General features: G+C 75.9%; 16 protein-coding genes. 5 read left to right on the top strand and 11 right to left on the bottom strand.

Features of this window, described 5'->3' with window-relative positions:
- Positions 1-134: 134 nt before the first annotated feature.
- Positions 135-938, bottom strand: coding sequence for a prepilin peptidase (locus ABD823_RS26235; protein WP_344864083.1), 804 nt, complete (start codon positions 936-938; stop codon positions 135-137).
- Between the two features lie 131 nt (positions 939-1,069).
- Here ABD823_RS26235 and ABD823_RS26230 point away from each other — a divergent pair, with 131 nt between their 5' ends.
- Positions 1,070-2,065: a hypothetical protein gene (locus ABD823_RS26230; protein ID WP_344864081.1), complete on the top strand. Its 996-nt coding sequence runs from the start codon at positions 1,070-1,072 to the stop codon at positions 2,063-2,065.
- Positions 2,066-2,157: 92 nt separating this feature from the next.
- Here ABD823_RS26230 and ABD823_RS26225 read toward each other — a convergent pair whose 3' ends face one another.
- The gene (locus ABD823_RS26225; protein WP_344864079.1) at positions 2,158-2,733 is read right to left on the bottom strand and encodes an SseB family protein; all 576 of its coding nucleotides are present in this window, start codon (positions 2,731-2,733) and stop codon (positions 2,158-2,160) included.
- Between the two features lie 134 nt (positions 2,734-2,867).
- Between ABD823_RS26225 and ABD823_RS26220 the strand changes: the two genes are divergently transcribed.
- A complete protein-coding gene (locus ABD823_RS26220; RefSeq protein WP_344864077.1) occupies positions 2,868-2,993 on the top strand; it encodes a hypothetical protein in 126 nt (41 codons plus the stop codon).
- Between the two features lie 80 nt (positions 2,994-3,073).
- On the opposite strand, the gene bar is transcribed toward ABD823_RS26220, so the two are convergent.
- On the bottom strand, positions 3,074-4,174 hold the full coding sequence (gene bar / locus ABD823_RS26215; RefSeq protein WP_344864075.1) for a barbiturase: 1,101 nt from the start codon (positions 4,172-4,174) through the stop codon (positions 3,074-3,076).
- A 93-nt stretch (positions 4,175-4,267) separates the two neighbouring features.
- Positions 4,268-5,176, bottom strand: coding sequence for a carbamate kinase (locus tag ABD823_RS26210; RefSeq protein WP_344864073.1), 909 nt, complete (start codon positions 5,174-5,176; stop codon positions 4,268-4,270).
- A 380-nt stretch (positions 5,177-5,556) separates the two neighbouring features.
- Between ABD823_RS26210 and ABD823_RS26205 the strand changes: the two genes are divergently transcribed.
- A complete protein-coding gene (locus ABD823_RS26205; RefSeq protein WP_344864071.1) occupies positions 5,557-6,459 on the top strand; it encodes an esterase/lipase family protein in 903 nt (300 codons plus the stop codon).
- A gap of 118 nt (positions 6,460-6,577) precedes the next feature.
- Here the strand turns inward: ABD823_RS26205 and ABD823_RS26200 are convergent, their stop codons facing one another.
- Positions 6,578-7,180, bottom strand: a complete 603-nt coding sequence (locus ABD823_RS26200; protein ID WP_344864068.1) for a DJ-1/PfpI family protein — start codon at positions 7,178-7,180, stop codon at positions 6,578-6,580.
- Positions 7,177-8,139, bottom strand: coding sequence for a GlxA family transcriptional regulator (locus ABD823_RS26195; protein WP_344864066.1), 963 nt, complete (start codon positions 8,137-8,139; stop codon positions 7,177-7,179). The genes ABD823_RS26200 and ABD823_RS26195 overlap by 4 nt, the downstream gene beginning before the upstream one ends.
- A gap of 275 nt (positions 8,140-8,414) precedes the next feature.
- Here ABD823_RS26195 and ABD823_RS26190 point away from each other — a divergent pair, with 275 nt between their 5' ends.
- Positions 8,415-9,800 carry a Dyp-type peroxidase gene (locus tag ABD823_RS26190; RefSeq protein WP_344864064.1) on the top strand — a complete coding sequence of 462 codons (1,386 nt, stop codon included), beginning with the start codon at positions 8,415-8,417 and terminating at the stop codon, positions 9,798-9,800.
- Between the two features lie 13 nt (positions 9,801-9,813).
- Positions 9,814-10,164 (top strand): DoxX family protein, encoded by a 351-nt coding sequence (locus ABD823_RS26185; RefSeq protein WP_344864062.1) that lies wholly within the window; start codon positions 9,814-9,816, stop codon positions 10,162-10,164.
- A gap of 164 nt (positions 10,165-10,328) precedes the next feature.
- Here ABD823_RS26185 and ABD823_RS26180 read toward each other — a convergent pair whose 3' ends face one another.
- The 5 genes from ABD823_RS26180 to ABD823_RS26160 all read right to left on the bottom strand — a co-directional run.
- Positions 10,329-11,459: an NAD(P)/FAD-dependent oxidoreductase gene (locus ABD823_RS26180; protein WP_344864060.1), complete on the bottom strand. Its 1,131-nt coding sequence runs from the start codon at positions 11,457-11,459 to the stop codon at positions 10,329-10,331.
- 73 nt (positions 11,460-11,532) lie between these two features.
- Positions 11,533-12,438, bottom strand: a complete 906-nt coding sequence (sigJ, locus tag ABD823_RS26175) for an RNA polymerase sigma factor SigJ (RefSeq protein WP_344864058.1) — start codon at positions 12,436-12,438, stop codon at positions 11,533-11,535.
- Positions 12,439-12,560: 122 nt separating this feature from the next.
- The gene (locus ABD823_RS26170) at positions 12,561-13,346 is read right to left on the bottom strand and encodes a thioesterase II family protein (RefSeq protein ID WP_344864056.1); all 786 of its coding nucleotides are present in this window, start codon (positions 13,344-13,346) and stop codon (positions 12,561-12,563) included.
- A 77-nt stretch (positions 13,347-13,423) separates the two neighbouring features.
- Positions 13,424-13,636 (bottom strand): MbtH family protein, encoded by a 213-nt coding sequence (locus tag ABD823_RS26165; RefSeq protein WP_344864054.1) that lies wholly within the window; start codon positions 13,634-13,636, stop codon positions 13,424-13,426.
- Positions 13,633-16,790 (bottom strand): non-ribosomal peptide synthetase (locus ABD823_RS26160; RefSeq protein WP_344864052.1); only part of this gene is annotated, 3,158 nt, incomplete at its 5' end. The genes ABD823_RS26160 and ABD823_RS26165, both read right to left, overlap by 4 nt.

Here is a 16,790-nt window from a genome sequence, read left to right as displayed (position 1 = left end):
GGGTCCTACCCCCGCCGGAGCCGGCCCCACCGGCCGCCTGTGAGGCCGCGGGCCTGGACCTCGATCCGGTAGCGCCGTACGGGACCGTGCTCGCCGGCCCGCACGGGGTCGCACCGGAGCGCGCGGGAGCACCGTCAGCCACCCGGACCGGCGAGGAGGACGGCGAAGGCAGAAATGATCATGAAGGGGCCGAAGGGGATCTCGCTGTCGCGGCGGGCGCGGCGCGCGGCGACCAGCACCGCGGCGTACAGGCCCGCCAGCAGGTGGGTCAGGACCAGTCCGGCCAGCACCTGCCCCCAGCCGAGCCAGCCCAGGGCGCCGCCCAGGGCCAGGCCGAGCTTGGCGTCGCCCAGACCGATCCCGGCCGGGTGCACGAGGAACAGCGCCAGGTAGAACGCGGCCACCGCGCACCCGCCGAGCAGCGCCCGCAGCAGGTCGCCGGGGCGGTGCAGGACCGCGGCGGTGACCGCCAGGATCGCCAGGGTGCCCGCCCAGGCGGGCAGGGTCAACCGGTCGGGGAGCCGGTGCACGGCGAGGTCGACGAAGGCGAGCGGGACGGCCAGGACGGCCAGCCAGGAGAAGGCGGCCAGCTCCCCGGGGGACCAGCCGGCAGGGCCGCCGATCCCCGTGGACGCCCCGGCCGGGTCGCCGGGGCCGCCGGCCGTACCGGCCCGCGCCGCCAGGGCGGCCAGCAGCAGCGCGGTGATCAGTTCCGCGGAGAACGGCGGAGGGCCGAGGGCTGCGGCGCAGGACGGGCAGTTCCCCGAAGGCGGCAGGACGGCGAGTCGCCCCGCGGCGAGGCGGGCGGCGCAGGACGGGCAGTGCGTGCGCGGCGGCCGGCCGTGGTCGACCGAGTGGCGGAGGACGGCGGCGCGCTGCGGCCCGCCGGCGAGCGCGCCGAGCACCGCCAGGACGAGGATCCACCAGGGGGAGACCACCGGCCGACCATAGCCTGACCGGTCCCGCCGTGTCCGGACATCGGCGGCCATGACCTCCGAGGTCATTGACGGCGCTACCACCGATCATGGAAGCTGGAGGCCCCCTCATACCCCCTGGAGGAATGGATCGCGTGGACACGGACCGCTTCGCACGGCTGCCGGCCGTCATCGCGACGCTGGTCCTGCTCCCGGTCCTGCTGGAGTTCCTCGCCTGGTACATCCAGGGTGAGGACTACGACGGCGCCCGCGCCGCCACGGTCGTCGGGGTGATCGTCTCCCTCGCCGGCATCGCCACGGTGATCGGCAGGCTGCGGGCCCGGCTTCCGGCGCTGATGGTGACCGCGCTGACGGTTCTCGCGGCGGGCGAGGCGGTGCTCGGCTTCGCCGCCGCCTTCGGCCCGGTGCTCTGGCGCGGCGGGGTCCCCGGGGAGCTGCACGGCCTGGTCACCACGGGCGTCAGCCTCTTCGCCGTCGTCACCGGCGTCTACCTGCTCGTCCTCTACGGCAGGGGCCTGTACCTGCCGTACCTGGAGGCCGGGACGGGCCCGCCGCCCACCGCCACCAAGCGGAAGGTGCTCGGCGAGTCGGAGATCCTGATCCGGACCGTGCCGGACGCCGGCCCGGCGGTGGAGAAGGCGCTCGACAGCTGCGTCGCCATGCTCGACCAGGACGACCTGCACTTCGTCGCCTACTACGCGGGCGAGCGCTGCTGCTTCTACGCCGACGTGCTCGACGACGTCGATCTGGCGCACTTCTTCCACGACACCACCCAGGAGGAGCGCCGGGCGCTCTATCTGAAGGCCGGCAACCAGCTGAACTGGCTCACCGGGCGGCTCGACCGGCAGTTCCGGCGGCTCGAGGGCGGCGCCCTCATCCGCACCGTGCTCGACGTCGAGCGCGGCGGCATGTACCTGTACCGGGTCGACAGGTCCCGCTATCTGGTCGGGGTGACGCTCGACGAGCGCAAGACGGACGTCGCCGACGACAAGATGGCCGCGCTCGTGGACATGATCCGCGGCCACTTCACCCTGCCTCCCCTCAACCGGCGGGCGCACCGCCCGCCACCGGGCGGAGGGCGGCTGCGGCCCGTGGCGGAGAGCGAGCACCGGTCCGCGTCGGGCTCCTGAGCGCCGCCGCCGGAGGCCCGGCGGCGCGGGCCGGACCGGCGGGCGCGGACCGGCTCAGCCCGCGCGGACCGGACCGCGCGCGGTTCCGGGGGTCAGTCCCGGCCGCGTAGCGGCCAGCCGAACCTCCGGCGCCTGGGGGCCGGGGCGGGTTCGGAGGCCTGTGCCATCCGCGCCACGGTGACGCCGCTGTCCGGGCCGAGCCGGTCCAGCGTCCCCGAGTGCACGGCGGCGAACGCCGCCAGCACCCCGCCCTCGATCACGAACGGCACCGGCCCGGCGACGTCGACCACCACGGCCGCGGCGCCCTCGGCCGCGGCGGCCTGGCAGACCTGCGGGGTGCCCGCCTGGATGGGCCGGGCGTCCGGGCGCCAGAGCCTCAGCGACTCGGTCCCGGTGAAGGCGAGCACCGCCTCGCGGCCGTCCTTGCCGACGAGCTTCGGCAGGGCCATCTCGCTCTCCTTCTCCTGCCTGAGGCCGTGCTCGCCGACCTCGGAGGAGGTCAGCAGCGCCACGACCGGGACCAGGAGCCGGGCCCCGCTCAGCGCGGCGACCACCTCGGTCGCGTCCGCCGTGCCGGCGGAGAAGGCGGCGAGGGCGGACGCGAGGGCGGCGTCGCAGGTGCCGTCGTCGTCGGGGACCAGAGGTTGCGGGATGGTCAGCACGAACATTCACCCTACCCGCGGCGTCATAAGGGCCGGGAGCCGCGGTCGGGGCGTCCCGGGCGGGCCGGGAACGCCGGCCCGTGCGCCCGGGACCGGAGACGGCGGCGATCCCCGTACCGGAGGAGGAGAGAGGAAGGGCGATGCTGGACACGGTCGGAGACGGGACCCGGATCGGCGAGCCGTGGATCACCCGGGCGGTGCGCTACACGGTCGAGGTCCTGTCCTTCGCCGCGACCCTCGCCGTCGCCTACGCGATCTGGGGTTGAGGGCGCCTCCCCGCCCGGTACGGCCCCGGGGGGGGCGGGCCGTACCGGGCGGGGAGGCGGGGACCGGCCGGGTCCGCGGATCAGCCGAGGTCGGCGATGGCGGCCACCGGTCCGCCGCCGCTGGGGCCCTGGTGGACCGCGGCGACGCTGACGAAGACGGCCGGGTCGCCGGTGACGGCGGCCGCGACACCGCCGACGGTGGCCTTGATCTGGCGGTGCCAGTGCACGTCGGAGTCGTCGAGCATGATGTTGCGCCGGCCCCGGACGCGGCCCGACGGATCGGCCTCGCACTTCATGAAGACGTTGACCAGCCGGCCCCTCAGGTCGGACGGGTGCGGGCGCTCGGGCAGGTCGATGCCGCTGGAGCGGATCGCCTCCCAGATGCCGTCGGCGTCCAGCGCGTCCTTCATGACCGAGTGGCCGATGCGGTAGCGGCCGCCGATGCCGCGGACGTTGCCGACGACCACGATCTGCGCCCGGTCGAGCTCGACGCCGCTGGAGCAGGAGGCCACCGACGAGTACAGCGACAGGTCGCGGTGGATCTGGTCGGCCCGGGGCGTCTCGATCTCGCCGAGCGCGACGGCGATGCCGAGCGCGGTGGTGGAGTTGGAGATGTCCATCGACGGGCCGGTGTCCTCGGTCACCACGTCCTTGCCGCGGGACTTGGCGTCGTTGATGGTGGCCAGGGTCAGCAGCGGCGTCTTGGTCTGCACGTAGTGCACGTCGGCGGGGTCGTCGATCCCGGCGGCCTTCATGGCCTCGCGCACCCCGGCGGCGACCTTCTCCACCATGGCGGGCCGGCCGATGTCCTCGGGCAGGATGACGTCGCTCATCGCGATGCCGACGCTGAGCCGCGGCTCGTCGCCCGGCTCGGCGCCCGGCGGGAGGGACGTCGTCGCGAAGATCGTGGCGTGCGGGCTGAGCACGCCGTCGGTGCCGCCGGACCACACCAGCGGGACGCTCTGCGGGTCCGGGTGGCCCTTGGCGGCGAGCACCTCGCGGAAGGCCCGGTCGGCGAGGATGCGGGTGTAGTCGTTGACGCCGCCGTTCCCCTCGGTCTTGCCGATCACCGCGAGCACCCGGTGCGCCTCGATCACCCCGTCGTCGATCAGCCTCTCCAGCCCGGAGGCGTCGGTCACGCTCTCGATGGGCACCTTGCGCACTTCAATCGGTTCCGGCATTCCGGCCGCCTTTCCGTTCGGTTTCCCTTACGCGCCGGGCTCCGCGGAGGCCCGCGCTCGCTCGCCGCGCCAGACTCACCCGCCGCGCCACGCTCACCTGCGCACCACGGTCCCGGTCTCCCCGGCGAGCGCCGCTCCGATGCCCTCCAGAGAGGTGATCACCGCCCGGTCGCCGCCGTGCTCGACGAAGCGCAGGGCGGCCTCGACCTTCGGCCCCATGCTGCCGCCGGCGAAGTGCCCCGCCGCCTGGAGGTCGCGGAGCCCGCCGGCGGTGATCGCGCCGATCGGGCGGGCGGCGGGCGTGCCGAAGCCGGTCCAGGCGCAGGGCACGTCGGTGGCGATGACCAGGGTCCCAGCGCGGACGGTCCGGGCCAGCAGGGCCGCGGCGAGGTCCTTGTCGATGACGGCCTCGACCCCGGCGAGCCTCCCCTCGGCGGTGCGGACCACGGGCACTCCCCCGCCGCCGGCCGCCACGACGACGAACCCGGCGGTCATCAGCGCGGCCACGGCGGGCGCGTCGAGGATCTGCAGCGGCTCCGGGGAGGGGACCACCCGGCGCCAGCCGCGCTCGAAGCGGCGCCAGGTCTGGCCGAGCCGCTCGAACCGGCGGGCCTCCCCCTCGGTGAAGTAGCGGCCGATCGGCTTGACCGGGTCGGCGAAGGCCGGGTCGGCGGGGTCGACGAGCGTGCGGGTCACCACGACCGCGGCGCGGCCCTCCAGCGCGTTGAGGACGAGCGTGCCGATCGTGGCCTGGGTCTGCGCGCCGCACCAGTCGAGCGGCACCGGGGGGACCACGTCCGCGGCGAGCTGGTTCTTCAGCACGAGGTTGCCCACCTGGGGGCCGTTGCCGTGCGTGAGGACCACCTGGTGGCCGGCCGCGAGCAGCGCGGCGACGTGGCCCATCGCCCCCTCGACCGCGCGGCGCTGGTCGCCGGGGGAGGCGCTCCCGTCGGAGGCGGTCATGGCGTTGCCGCCGAGCGCGATCAGCACGCGTTCTCCCACAGGGGCGACGGTAACCGTCCGGTCGGTCCCGGCTCATGGGCACTCATTGCCCAAGGAGCGGCTGTTCTTCGACAGAACTCACCCGGCCGTACGGCGGGCGGCCCGGTCCGCGCGGCCCCGGGCGGGATGCCGGGGCGGGTCCGGGGCGGGGCCGTACGGCGGTGCCCGCGGGACGGCGGCGCGGGAGCGGGACGGCGGGACGGCGGCGCGGGAGCGGGACGGCGGGACGGCGGCGCGGGGGTGCGGTTGTCCGGCGGCGCGGGGGGTGCGGTTGTCCGGCGGTGCCAAAACCCGCGGGGAACCGGCGCGGGGCGGACCTAGCGGCCGGGCGGGTGCGCGGGGGAGGGTCGGTCCGACCGCCCGTCCGGAGGAGGGATCGCGTGGGCCGGTTCCGGCTCGGCCGCGTCGCCGTGGTCGCCGTGGTCGCCGTGTGCGCCGCGGCGGGGCTCGCGGCCCTCGTCCTGCTGGCCGACACGCTGGTCCGCCAGGCGGCGGGGCCGTCCGGCGCGCCCCCCTCCCCGGAGATCGACTACATCGCCGAGGCCCGGCGACTGGCCTCCGAGGGGCTGGCGGACGCCAACGACTTCGGCTGCCGCCCCCGCGAGGCGGCGCCGTACCCGGTGGTCCTGGTGCACGGGGCGCGGAGCACCGGGGCGGTGACCTGGCCGGTGGCGGCGGCCTACCTGGACAAGCAGGGCTACTGCGTCTTCGCGCTCGACTACGGGTGGAGCCGGTCGGTCCGGGAGTCGGCGCGGACATTGGAGGTCTTCGTCGAGGGGGTGCTGCAGGCCACCGGGGCCGGCAGGGCGGCGATCGTCGGGCACAGCCTCGGCGGGCTGGTCCCCCGGGCGTACATGCGCTTCGAGGGCGGGGCGGCGAAGGTGTCCGAGCTGGTCACGCTGGGCGCGCCGCACCACAGCCCGGCGGAGGGGCTGAGCGCGGGCTGCGGGCGGGAGACCGTCTGCGCGGAGCTTGCGCCGGGATCGGCGCTGTTCGAGGAGCTGAACTCCCCGGCCATGGTCGAGCCGGGCGTCGACTACACCGCCCTCGGCCTGAGGGCGGAGCAGAAGGCCGCCTCGACGTTCCTGGAGGGCCCGGCCGGCCAGGTGGGCAACCGCATGCTCCAGGACGACTGCCCGCTCAAGGGCCTCGTCGAGGGGGCGGCCGGGCACAACCTGGAGACGATGGACCCGGTGATGCTCTCCTACGTCAACAAGGCGCTGGAGGTCCCCGGCCCGCTGCCCGAGGACTACCGGCCGGACTGCTTCGCGCTCGTCCTGTGAGGGCCGGACCCGGGCGGCGCGGTCCGGACGACGGCCCGTCCCCGCCGGCCGGCGGGGTGACGGCGGTACCGGTCACCGCGCCCCCGCCGGGCGGGCGCCCCGGTCCCACGCGCCCCGATCAGAGGGGCTCGTCGGCGAGGTACGGCGGGGCCGGGTCGTACTGGATCTCCCGGCGCACGGCACGCGCGTGCTCGCGGCCGTGCAGGCGGCCGACGAGCCACAGCGCGCCGTCGATGCCGGCGGAGACCCCCTGGGTGGTGAGCAGGTCGCCGTCCACGACGTAGCGGGCGTCGCGGACGACGGTGACGTCCCCGCGTGCTTCGAGAGCGTCCTCGTAGTCCCGGTGCGTGGCCACGCGGCGCCCGCGGGCGGGCCCGGCGGCGTGGAGCAGGAAGGCGCCGGTGCACACGCCGACGACCCAGGACGCCTGCGCCGCGGTCTCGGCGATCCAGCCGGTGATCGCAGGATTGCGCGGCTCGATCTCGCGGGCGCCGCGACCGCCGGGAACCAGCAGCACGTCCAGGGGCGGGTGGTCGCCCAGGGTCCGATCGGGCACCACGTGCATGCCCTTGCTGCACCGGACGGGGTCGGGGTGTTCGGCGATGAGCAGCGTGGTGTCGGCGTCGCCGCGCAGGATGGACGAGGTGGTGAAGACCTCCCAGGGCCCGGCGAAGTCGAGCTCCTCGGCGACGTCGAAGAGCAGCAGTCCGTACGTGGTCACAGGTGTTCTCCCGAGGTGGATCGGAATCGGTCGCGGTAGTCGGAGGGGGTGACGCCCAGGCGGCGCTGGAAACTGCGTCGCAGGGTCTCGGCGGTGCCGAAGCCGTAGCGGCGGGCGATGACGTCGACGGGATCGACGCCGTTCTCCAGGGCCCGCTGCGCCGCCTCCACCCGGACCCGTTCGACGTAGGCGGCGGGCGGGATGCCGAGTTCGGCGGTGAAGCGGCGTTGCAGGTGGCGGGGGCTGAGCCCGGCGTGCGCGGCGAGGCCGGCGATGTCGTGCCTGGCCCCGGGGTCGGCGTGGACGGCCGCCACGGCCCGGCGGACGGGGTCGGAGGAGGGCTGCATGGACCACAGGCCCACGCTGAACTGGGACTGGTTGCCGGGCCTGCGCAGGAACAGCACCAGGTGGCGGGCGACCTCCAGCGCCGCCTTCTGCCCCTGGTCCTCCTCCACGAGGGCCAGCGCGAGGTCCATTCCCGCGGTCACCCCGGCGGAGGACCAGAGGTGACCGTCGCGGATGAAGATCGGGTCCGGCTGGACGGTGACGGCGGGATACTCCCGCGCGAGCCGTCCGGCCCTGGCCCAGTGGGTGGTGACGCGGCGGCCGTCCAGCAGACCGGCCTCGGCCAGCAGGAAGGCTCCGGTGCAGACCGAGGCGACCCGCCGGGCTCCCCGGGCGGCGGCGGCGATCCAGCCGGTCAGGCGCGGGTCACGCCTGGCCGCGTAGACGCCTGTCCCTCCGGCGACGACCAGCGTGTCGACGCCGGTCGGCCGCAGCCCCGCCACGCCGTGCCCGGCGTGCACCGGCAGACCGCTCTCGGCGGGCACCGGCCCCGGCTCGGGGGCCACGACCGTGCAGTCGTAGCCTCCGGCCCGCTGGAACACCTCGTGCGGCCCGGCGAGGTCGAGCGACTGGAAGCCATCGAAGATCACGAAGACGATGCGGCGTGAGTGCACGCCGCCACATTCCGGCCTGGGGGTCGATGGCGTCAACGACGCACATCCAACAGATCGCGCCATCGGTCTCCCCATCCGGCGGACGGAGGTCGGCTGGAGCGGTCCCGCACACCGCCCGACCTCGGCGGACCCGCACGAGCCGCCTCGGCCGGGCTTCGGGCCCCCCGGCTTTCAGGGCGCCTGAAACTCCATTTAAGCTTCAGAGCGGCTGAAGCTCAGCGCGGCCACGACGGCCACCGGCCCGGCATCTCCCCCTCACCCGCGAAGGACATCTCATGACCAGCCCATCCACAGAACGACGGAGCACCGCGGCGAAGGGCGGTGGCGGCTCCGCCGTCTCCCGGCGAGCCCTGATCACCTCGCTCGCGGTGGCCGCGGGCGCGGGCGCGGGCGCCGTGCTCGCCTTCCGCGGGGACGACGCCCCGGCCTCGCCGGCACCCGCCACGTCGGCCGATCCCCCGCTCCCGGAACCGTCCCACGGGACCTACCAGGCCGGCATCGCCACCCCCCAGCAGCGTTACGCCTGCTTCGCGGCCTTCGACCTGGACGTCGGCGCCCCCGCGGGAAAGGCGCCGTCCACGGCGCAGACCGCCGTCGGCTTCCAGGAGCTCATGGAGCGCTGGAGCGGGGCGGCCGAGCGTCTCATGCGCGGCCGGCCCGCAGGCCCGCTGCCCGTCAACCGTCCCGGCGCGCCCGCCGACAGCGGCATCGCCGACGGCCTGCAGGCCTCCGGGCTCACCGTGACGTTCGGGCTGGGACCTGAGCTGTTCGACCGGATCGGCAGGAAGGACCTGCGCCCGCGGCACCTGCGCGAGCTGCCCGCCTTCTCCACCGACCGGCTCGAGCCCGCCTGGAGCGGCGGACAGCTCTTCGTGCAGATCTGCGGCGACGACCCACAGATCGTCAGCCACGCCTTCCGCTCGCTGCGCGGCCGCGCCCCCGGCCTGGCCCGGTTGCGCTGGAGCCAGCAGGGATTCCTCGGCCGGTTCGGCGACGCCACCCCCCGCAACCTGTTCGGCCACAAGGACGGCACCGCCAACCCGCGGCCGGGAACCGCCGCCTTCGACGACGCCGTCCGGGTCACCGCCGCGGACGAGCCGTCCTGGTTCACCGGCGGCACCTACCTGGTCTTCCGTAAGATCCGCATGGACCTGCCGAAGTGGGACACCTCCACCGCGCAGCAGCAGGACCAGACCATCGGCCGGCGCCGTGACACCGGCGCCCCGCTCAGCGGCGGCCACGAGTTCACCCCGCTGGACCTCACCAGGACAGGACCGGACGGCGAGCCCCTGATCCCGGCCGACTCCCACCTGGCCCTGGTACGCGACATCCCCATGCTGCGCCGCTCCTACAACTACGACTACGCCTTCCAGGCGGCGCCGTCCGCCGAGCACCGCCACGACGGCGACGACCGGCCGGGCCACAGCCATGACGACCCCCTGCACGACCACGCGGGGACCGGACACGACACCTACGACACCGGCATGCTGTTCTGCGCCTATCTCCGGGACCCCGCCGACTTCATCCGCGCCCAGCGGAAGATGGCCGCCGCCGACCGGCTCAACGCCTTCATCCAGCACACCGGCAGCGCCGTCTTCGCCATCCCGCCGGCCGCCGAGCCCGGACGGCACCTCGCGGCCGCCCTGTTCCCCGCGCATTGACCCGAAGGGCAGCATGTACACCGCCTACCTCATCGTCACCGTCACCACGATCGCGGCCAACGCCGTGATCGCCGTCCTCGACCTCGCGCGGGTCCCCTGGGTCCTGGGCAACTCCGCCGCGGTGAACGTCGACCCGTCCTGGGTCCCGCTGCTGGGCGTGCTGAAGGCGGCCGGAGCCCTCGGGCTGCTCCTCGGGATCGCGGGGATCCCGTACGTCGGTCTCGCCGCCGCCATCGGGCTCGTCCTGTTCTTCCTCGGCGCGCTCGTCGCCCACGTCCGCGCCGGGGTCTTCCACAACATCGCCGCACCGGGAGCCTACTTCGCCCTGGCCGTCGCGTCCGCCGTCCTCGCCGCCGGGCGGTGACGGCGCCGTCGGACACTCACCGGCGGGAGGGCCACCGATGCGCACGAGCATCCGCAGGCCCGCCGCCGGCGGCCTGAAGGCACTTGCCGCACCGGAGGCCCGCCTCGACGACAGCCCTGCCCGCCCCGGCCGGGAGCGGGGGCGGGCGGGGGCGGGCGGCGGGGTCAGGCGCCCGGCCGGCAAGGCCCGGGATGGCGCATCCGCCAGACGGTGCCGCGCGTGACGGCCTCCTTGTAGCGGGCGGAGGCCCGGCCGGTCAGGACGGGCCCGAGCGGGCTGTCATCGGCGCGGGAGAACTGGGTGACGCCGTCACGGCGGCCCAGGCTGATGTTCTGCCAGAGGTGGCGGATTCCGGCGGGCCGCAGGTCTCGCCCGGACACCAGGCGGGCCACGGCGTCGCCCGCTCGCAGCCCCATCGGCAGGCTGGTCTGGCAGGACATCCGCGCCACCCCGCCCGCGACGTGCGCCGCCGCGGCATCCCCGGCGCCGAACACCTCGGGGTGCGAGCGCGAACGCAGGGTCGCGTCGACCAGGATGCGGCCCTGCTCGTCGGTGGCCAGCCCCGCGGCCGCGGCCAGGCCGGCGACGCGGAAGCCGGCGGCCCACACGACGACGTCGGCGGGCAGCTCGCCGCCGTCCTCCAGGAGCAGCCCGTCGGGGCCGACCTCGGCGACCGGGGTGTGTTCGCGCACGGTGACGTCCAGCCGGTGGAAGGCGCGGTGGAGGTGGCGGCGGGCCCTCGCGACCAGGCCGTCCCCGACAGGGCCGGCGCAGACCAGCTGGACCTCCAGCCGCGGTTGCGTCTCCTTGAACTCGGCGGCGGCCTCGATCCCGGTCAGCCCACCGCCTACCACGGCGACCGAACGTGCCGCGGGCAGGGCGGCCAGGCGGGATCGCAGCCGGGCCGCTCCCTCCGCGGTGGCGAGGGTGAAGGCGTGCTCGGCCGCGCCCGGCACCGCGTCCACGTCGGCACCGCTGCCGAGCGCGTAGACCAGCACGTCGTAGCCCACTTCGTGCGGCGCCGCGTCCAGCCGCACCACCCGCTCCCCGGGATCGATCCCCGTCACCCCGGCCACCACCAGCTCCACGCCGGTGCCGCCGAGCAGGCCGCGCAGGGGGAGGTCGGCGAGCTCCTGCCCGGCCGCGAACTGGTGGAGCCGTACCCGCTCCACGAACCGCTCGCTCATGTTCACCAACGTCACCCGGGCGTCGGTGCCGCGCAGCCGCCGGGCGGCCCGCTTGGCGGCGCCCAGCCCGGCGTAGCCGGCGCCCAGCACCACGATGTGCATCGTCATGGTTCCTCCGATCGAGTCCCCACTTGAACCGGAGAACCGGCCGATTCGTGACACCGCGCGGGTGTGAGCACCGTCACGTGAGCTGAGCCGCGGCGAACGCGAGCTTGGCCGGGTTCACCAGCGTCCGCACAGCGCTGATCCGGCCGTCGCCGACCTCCACCGCCATGACCGCGCGCAGGTCGCCCCCGTACCGCAGGAGCACGGCCGGTGCGCCGTTGACCTCCGCGATCACGGCCGTCACCGCCGGCGCCTCGGGCCGCGCACTGAGACCGCGCAGGTAGCGCAGCACCCGCTCGCGTCCGGACACGGGCCGCCGCGCCGCGGTCGAGCCGCCGCCGTCCGTCCAGGCGACCACCTCGGTGGCGAGCAGCCGTTCCAGCCCGGCCACGTCACCGTGCACCGTCGCGGCCAGGAAGCTCTCGACGATGCGGCGATGCTGCTCCCGGTCGGCGTCGAACCGCTTGCGGGCCTCTCCGACGTGCGCCCGGGCCCGGCGGTGGAGCTGCCGGGAGTACGCCTCGCCGATGCCGAGGACGTCACCGATCTCGGCGTGGCTGTGCCCGAACGCCTCCCGCAGCACGAAGACGGCCCGCTCGGCCGGGCTCAGGCGCTCCAGCAGGACCAGCAGGCCCAGCGACACCGACTCGCGCTGCTCGACGGTCTCCAGCGGGCCGAGGACGCCGTCACCGGTGAGCACGGGCTCGGGCAGCCACGGCCCCACGTAGCTCTCCCGCTGCCGCCGCGCGGAAGCGAGCTGGTTGAGGCACAGATTGGTGATCACCTTGGTCAGCCAGGCGGCCGGCACGTCGACGGGGCCGGCCCGGCTCCAGCGCAGGAACGTCTCCTGCACCAGGTCCTCGGCCTCGGTGGCCGAGCCGAGCAGCCGGTAGGCCAGCCCGAACAACCGGGGCCGCTGCTTCTCGAACACGCTCACCGGCGTCGGCGGCCGCTCCTCCGCGTCCGCCCCCAGGAGATCCACACGCCCGATGCTAGGTGCCCGCGACCGCCCCGCCGCACCCGGCCTCGGCCGAGGACTCACGACCTCGGACAAGGAGATCCCCGGCGAGATCCCCGGCGCCCCCGCCTCGTGCCGCCGGCGGATCACCGACCCGGCGCACCGGAGACGCCGGGTGGGGCCACTCGGCCGCGCCCGGCGCGTTCCCCGGGCTGGAGCCGCCGGGCGACCTCGGCGACGACCCGGTCCCGGAGCGGCTGCAGGTAGAAGTGGCCGCCGGGGAAGACGGTCAGTGAGAAGTCCGCGGCCGTGAGCGTCTCCCAGGACCCGGCCTGGGCGGGGGTGACGACCGGGTCGGCGTCGCCGACGAGCGCGGAGACCGGGGTGCGCAGCGGCGGTCCGGGCCGGTGGCGGTGGGCGTCGACCAGCCGGAAGTCGCCGCGGACGTACGGCAGGACGATCTCGCGCAGCTCCTCGTGGGCCAGGATCTCCGACTCGGTGCCGCCGAGCCGCGTGAGCTGGGCGACCAGGGCGTCGTCGTCGTGGCCGGAGAAGTCGTACTCGGGGCGCTCGTGCGGCGCCGCGCAGCCCGACGCGAACAGCCGCGCCGGGCCGAGGCCGCGCTCCTCCAGCAGCCGGGTCACCTCGTAGGCGACCAGCGCGCCCATGCTGTGGCCGAACAGCGCGAAGCGCCGGTCCAGCAGCGGGACCAGCTCCTCGGTGACCGCGGCGGCCAGGGCGTCCAGGCTCTCCGGGAGCGGCTCGCCGTACCGGTCGGCCCGGCCGGGCAGCTGCACGCCGTACAGTTCGACGGTCTCCGGCAGCAGCGCGGGCCAGTCGCGGTAGGCGGTGGCCGAGCCGCCCGCGTGCGCGAAGCAGATCAGCCGGGTGGTCGCCGCCGGGCGGGGGTCGGGGCAGCGCAGCCAGGTCATCGTTCCCTCCAGTGCGGTGACCCCGGACCTCGGGCCGGGGCCCCTGACGCGGTCTCCCCCCGGCGCGGGGGGACCGCTCATTCTCCCATCGCCTCGATCAGGCTCCGCGGGCGCATGTCGGTCCAGCGGGCCTCGATGTGCTCCAGGCAGGCCTGCCGGGTGTCCTCGCCGAAGGCGACGGTCCAGCCGGGCGGGACCTCGGCCCAGGCGGGCCAGAGCGAGTACTGGCCCTCGTCGTTGACCAGGGCGAGGTAGGTGCCGTCGGGGTCCTCGAAGGGGTTGGCGGTCATGGCAGCTCCTTTCTCAGCAGTGCGGCGATCTGCGCGACCGGTCCGGGGTTCAGCATGCTCTCGTGGTCGCAGTCGACGGCGTGGTCGGTGATGCTCCCGGTGACGTACGGCTTCCAGTCGGCGGCGGTGGGGGCGTGCGCCTCGCGGCCGCGGGCGGCGGTGAAGAAGAGCACGTCCCCGTCGAAGACGCGCGGCGTGTGCTCGCGGGAGATCCGCACGCCGTCGCGGTAGTGGTGGTGGACCGCGCGCAGGGTCGGCTCGTCGAGCGTGGCGTACCGGCCGCCGCGGGCGCGTACGAACGCCATGATGTCGTCCTCCTCCCCCGGCCCGCGGTAGCCGATCGCGGCCAGCAGGCCGGACAGGACCTCGTCCCGCTCCGGACCGGCGGGGGCGTCCCGCCCGCCGGGTTCCGCGTCCTCCGGGACGGCGCCGGGTCCCCCGGTCCCGGGGGCGCCCGCCCCGGTGCCGTTCCCGGCAGCGCCCGCCCCGGCGCCGGGGTAGGCGTCGAGCAGCGCCAGCAGCGCGACCTCCTCGCCGCGCCCGCGCAGCTCGACGGCCATGGCGTGGGCGATCAGGCCGCCCATCGACCAGCCCGCCAGCCGGTACGGCCCGCGCGGCTGGACCTGGCGGACCCGCTCCAGGTAGTCCAGGGCCGCGGCCTCGATCGACGGGCAGGTGTGGCCGGGCTCGGTCAGCGCCCGCGCCTGGAGGGCGTAGACGGGCTGGTCGGGGCCGAGGTGGCGGAGCAGGCCGGAGTACGGCCAGCCGAGCCCGGCGCCGGGGTGCACGCAGAACAGCGGGGGCTTCCCGCCCCCGGCGCGGAGCGGGAGCAGCACCTCCCTGCCGGTGGAGCCCGCGTGGCCGCCCGCCGCCAGGGCCTCGGGCGTCTGGCGGGCGAACACCTCGCGGGGGCTGATCTCCAGTCCCTCGCTCCGGGCGCGGGAGACGAGCCGGATGACCGCGATGCTGTCGCCGCCCAGGTCGAAGAAACCGTCGTCGGCGCCGACCCGGTCCAGACCGAGGACCTCGCCGAACAGGCGGCAGAACCGCTCCTCGGCGGGTGTGCGGGGGTCCCGTCCGGACGCCGGCGCCTCCGGCCCGGGGAGGGCGGCCCGGTCGACCTTCCCGTTCGGGGTGAGCGGGAGGGCGTCCAGGACCACGACCGCCTGCGGGACCATGTACTCCGGCAGGATCCGCGCCAGATGCGCCCGCAGCCCGCCGGGATCGACGCCGCCGGGGGTGTCCTCCGGCGCTCGCCCGGCGCCGGTGCGGTCCGCGGGGCCGGTGACGTAGGCGACCAGCCGGCCGTCCCGTGCGACCACCACCGCCTGCCCGACCTCCGGGTGCCGGGCCAGCGCCGCCTCGACCTCCCCCGGCTCGATCCGGAACCCCCGGATCTTCACCTGCGCGTCGGCCCGGCCGGCGTACTCCAGCTCGCCGCCGGCCGTCCACCTGGCCAGGTCCCCGGTCCGGTACATCCGCTCGCCCGTGCCGTACGGGCAGGCGACGAACCGCTCGGCGGTCAGCCCGGGGCGGCCCAGGTAGCCGCGGGCCAGTCCCGCGCCCGACAGGTACAGCTCGCCGACCGCGCCGGGCGGGACCGGCCGGAGCATGCCGTCGAGCAGGAGGGCGCGCGTGCCGTCCAGGGCCCGGCCGATGGGCGGCGCGGCACCGCCCTCGGGGACGGCCCCGACGGCGTGGTAGGTGGCGTAGGTGGTGGTCTCGGTCGGGCCGTAGACGTGCCCGAGCACGGTGCCCGGGCAGGCCCGCAGCACGCGGCGCATCGCCTCGGGCGAGGCGGCCTCACCGCCGGTCAGCACCTCCTCCAGGGCGCCGAACGCGCCCGGGTCCTCCTCGGCGACCACGTTGAACAGCGCCGTCGTGATGAACAGGGCGGTCGGCCGGTGCCGCGCCACCAGGTCGCGCAGGCGGGCGGGGTCCAGCTCGCCGGGCGGCGCGACGACGACCGTCCCGCCGGTCAGCAGCGGCACCCACAGCTCGTAGGTGGAGGCGTCGAAGGCGTGCGGGGAGTGCAGCAGCAGCCGCCGGTGCCGCCCGGCCCACCGGTGGTCGGCGGCGAGGGCGAGGACGTCGCGGTGCCGTACGGCCACGCCCTTGGGGGTGCCGGTCGAACCCGAGGTGTACATCACGTAGGCGAGCCGGTCGGGGTGGATCCGGGGCCGCCGGAGAGCGTGGTCCGGCCCGGCCTCCGGCTCCCCGGCCGCGGTCGGAGCGGCCGCGGTCTCGGGGGGTCCGTCCTCCGGGACGCCGAGACGGAGCACCGCGGCGTCGCAGTCGAAGCCCGGGTCGCGGTCGGCGACCAGGACGGGCGCGCCGGTGTCGGCCACGACCCAGCGCATCCGGCCGGGCGGGTGGCCGTGGTGGAGCGGCACGTACGCCCCGCCGGCCTTGGTGATCGCCAGGGTCGTCACGACCGCCTCCACCGACCGCTCCAGCAGGACCGCCACCGGCGTCTCCGCCCGCACGCCCAGCGCGGCCAGCCGGCGGGCGAGCCGGTCGGAGCGCCGGTCGAGCTCGGCGTAGGTCAGGCTCGTCCCGTCCGCCACGACCGCCTCGGCGTCCGGGGTCCGCGCGGCCTGCGCGGCGAAGGCGTCCGCCACACCCCCGTCCGGTGCGGGCACCGGGCGCTCCGGTCCCGCCAGGACGAGGGCGCGCTCGTCGCCGGTCAGCAGGTCGAGGCGGGCCAGCGGCAGGTCCGGGTCGGCGGCCACGGCCCCGAGCACGCGGACGAGCCGGTCCAGGAGCCGCCGGGCCTCGGTGGAGGAGAAGGCGTCGGACCGGTGGTCCAGGCGCAGGGAGACGGTCCGCCCGCCGGTGACGGCCAGCGCGAGCGGGTAGTGCGTGGCGTCGGTCCCGCCGGTCCCGGTGAGCCGCAGCCCGTCGGCGAGTTCCGTCGCCGCGGCGCCCTCGGGGTAGTTCTCCAGGACCGTCATGGTGTCGAAGAGCCGGCCCGCGCCGTGCAGTCCCTGGATCTCGGCCAGGCCGAGGTGGTGGTGGGGCAGCAGCTCGGCCTGCTCCGCCTGGATTCGCGTCAGCAGGCCGGACAGGGTCTCGCCGGGGCGGAGCCGTACCCGGACGGGGAGCGTGTTGACGAACAGGCCGACCATGCGCTCGACGCCGGGCAGGTCGGCCG

This window comes from Planomonospora alba (genome assembly GCF_039534085.1).
Taxonomy (GTDB): domain Bacteria; phylum Actinomycetota; class Actinomycetes; order Streptosporangiales; family Streptosporangiaceae; genus Planomonospora_B; species Planomonospora_B alba.
The sequence above is the reverse complement of the archived record's forward strand: the minus strand, read 5'-3'. Positions and strand labels throughout refer to the sequence as shown.

Coding starts and splice junctions, on each gene's coding strand:
- ABD823_RS26190 (WP_344864064.1), top strand. CDS start 8,415: ATGACCAGCCCATCCACAGAACGACGGAGCACCGCGGCGAAGGGCGGT.
- ABD823_RS26185 (WP_344864062.1), top strand. CDS start 9,814: ATGTACACCGCCTACCTCATCGTCACCGTCACCACGATCGCGGCCAAC.
- bar (WP_344864075.1), bottom strand. CDS start 4,174: ATGCCGGAACCGATTGAAGTGCGCAAGGTGCCCATCGAGAGCGTGACC.
- ABD823_RS26220 (WP_344864077.1), top strand. CDS start 2,868: ATGCTGGACACGGTCGGAGACGGGACCCGGATCGGCGAGCCGTGGATC.
- ABD823_RS26180 (WP_344864060.1), bottom strand. CDS start 11,459: ATGACGATGCACATCGTGGTGCTGGGCGCCGGCTACGCCGGGCTGGGC.
- ABD823_RS26225 (WP_344864079.1), bottom strand. CDS start 2,733: ATGTTCGTGCTGACCATCCCGCAACCTCTGGTCCCCGACGACGACGGC.
- ABD823_RS26165 (WP_344864054.1), bottom strand. CDS start 13,636: ATGACCGCCAACCCCTTCGAGGACCCCGACGGCACCTACCTCGCCCTG.
- ABD823_RS26170 (WP_344864056.1), bottom strand. CDS start 13,346: ATGACCTGGCTGCGCTGCCCCGACCCCCGCCCGGCGGCGACCACCCGG.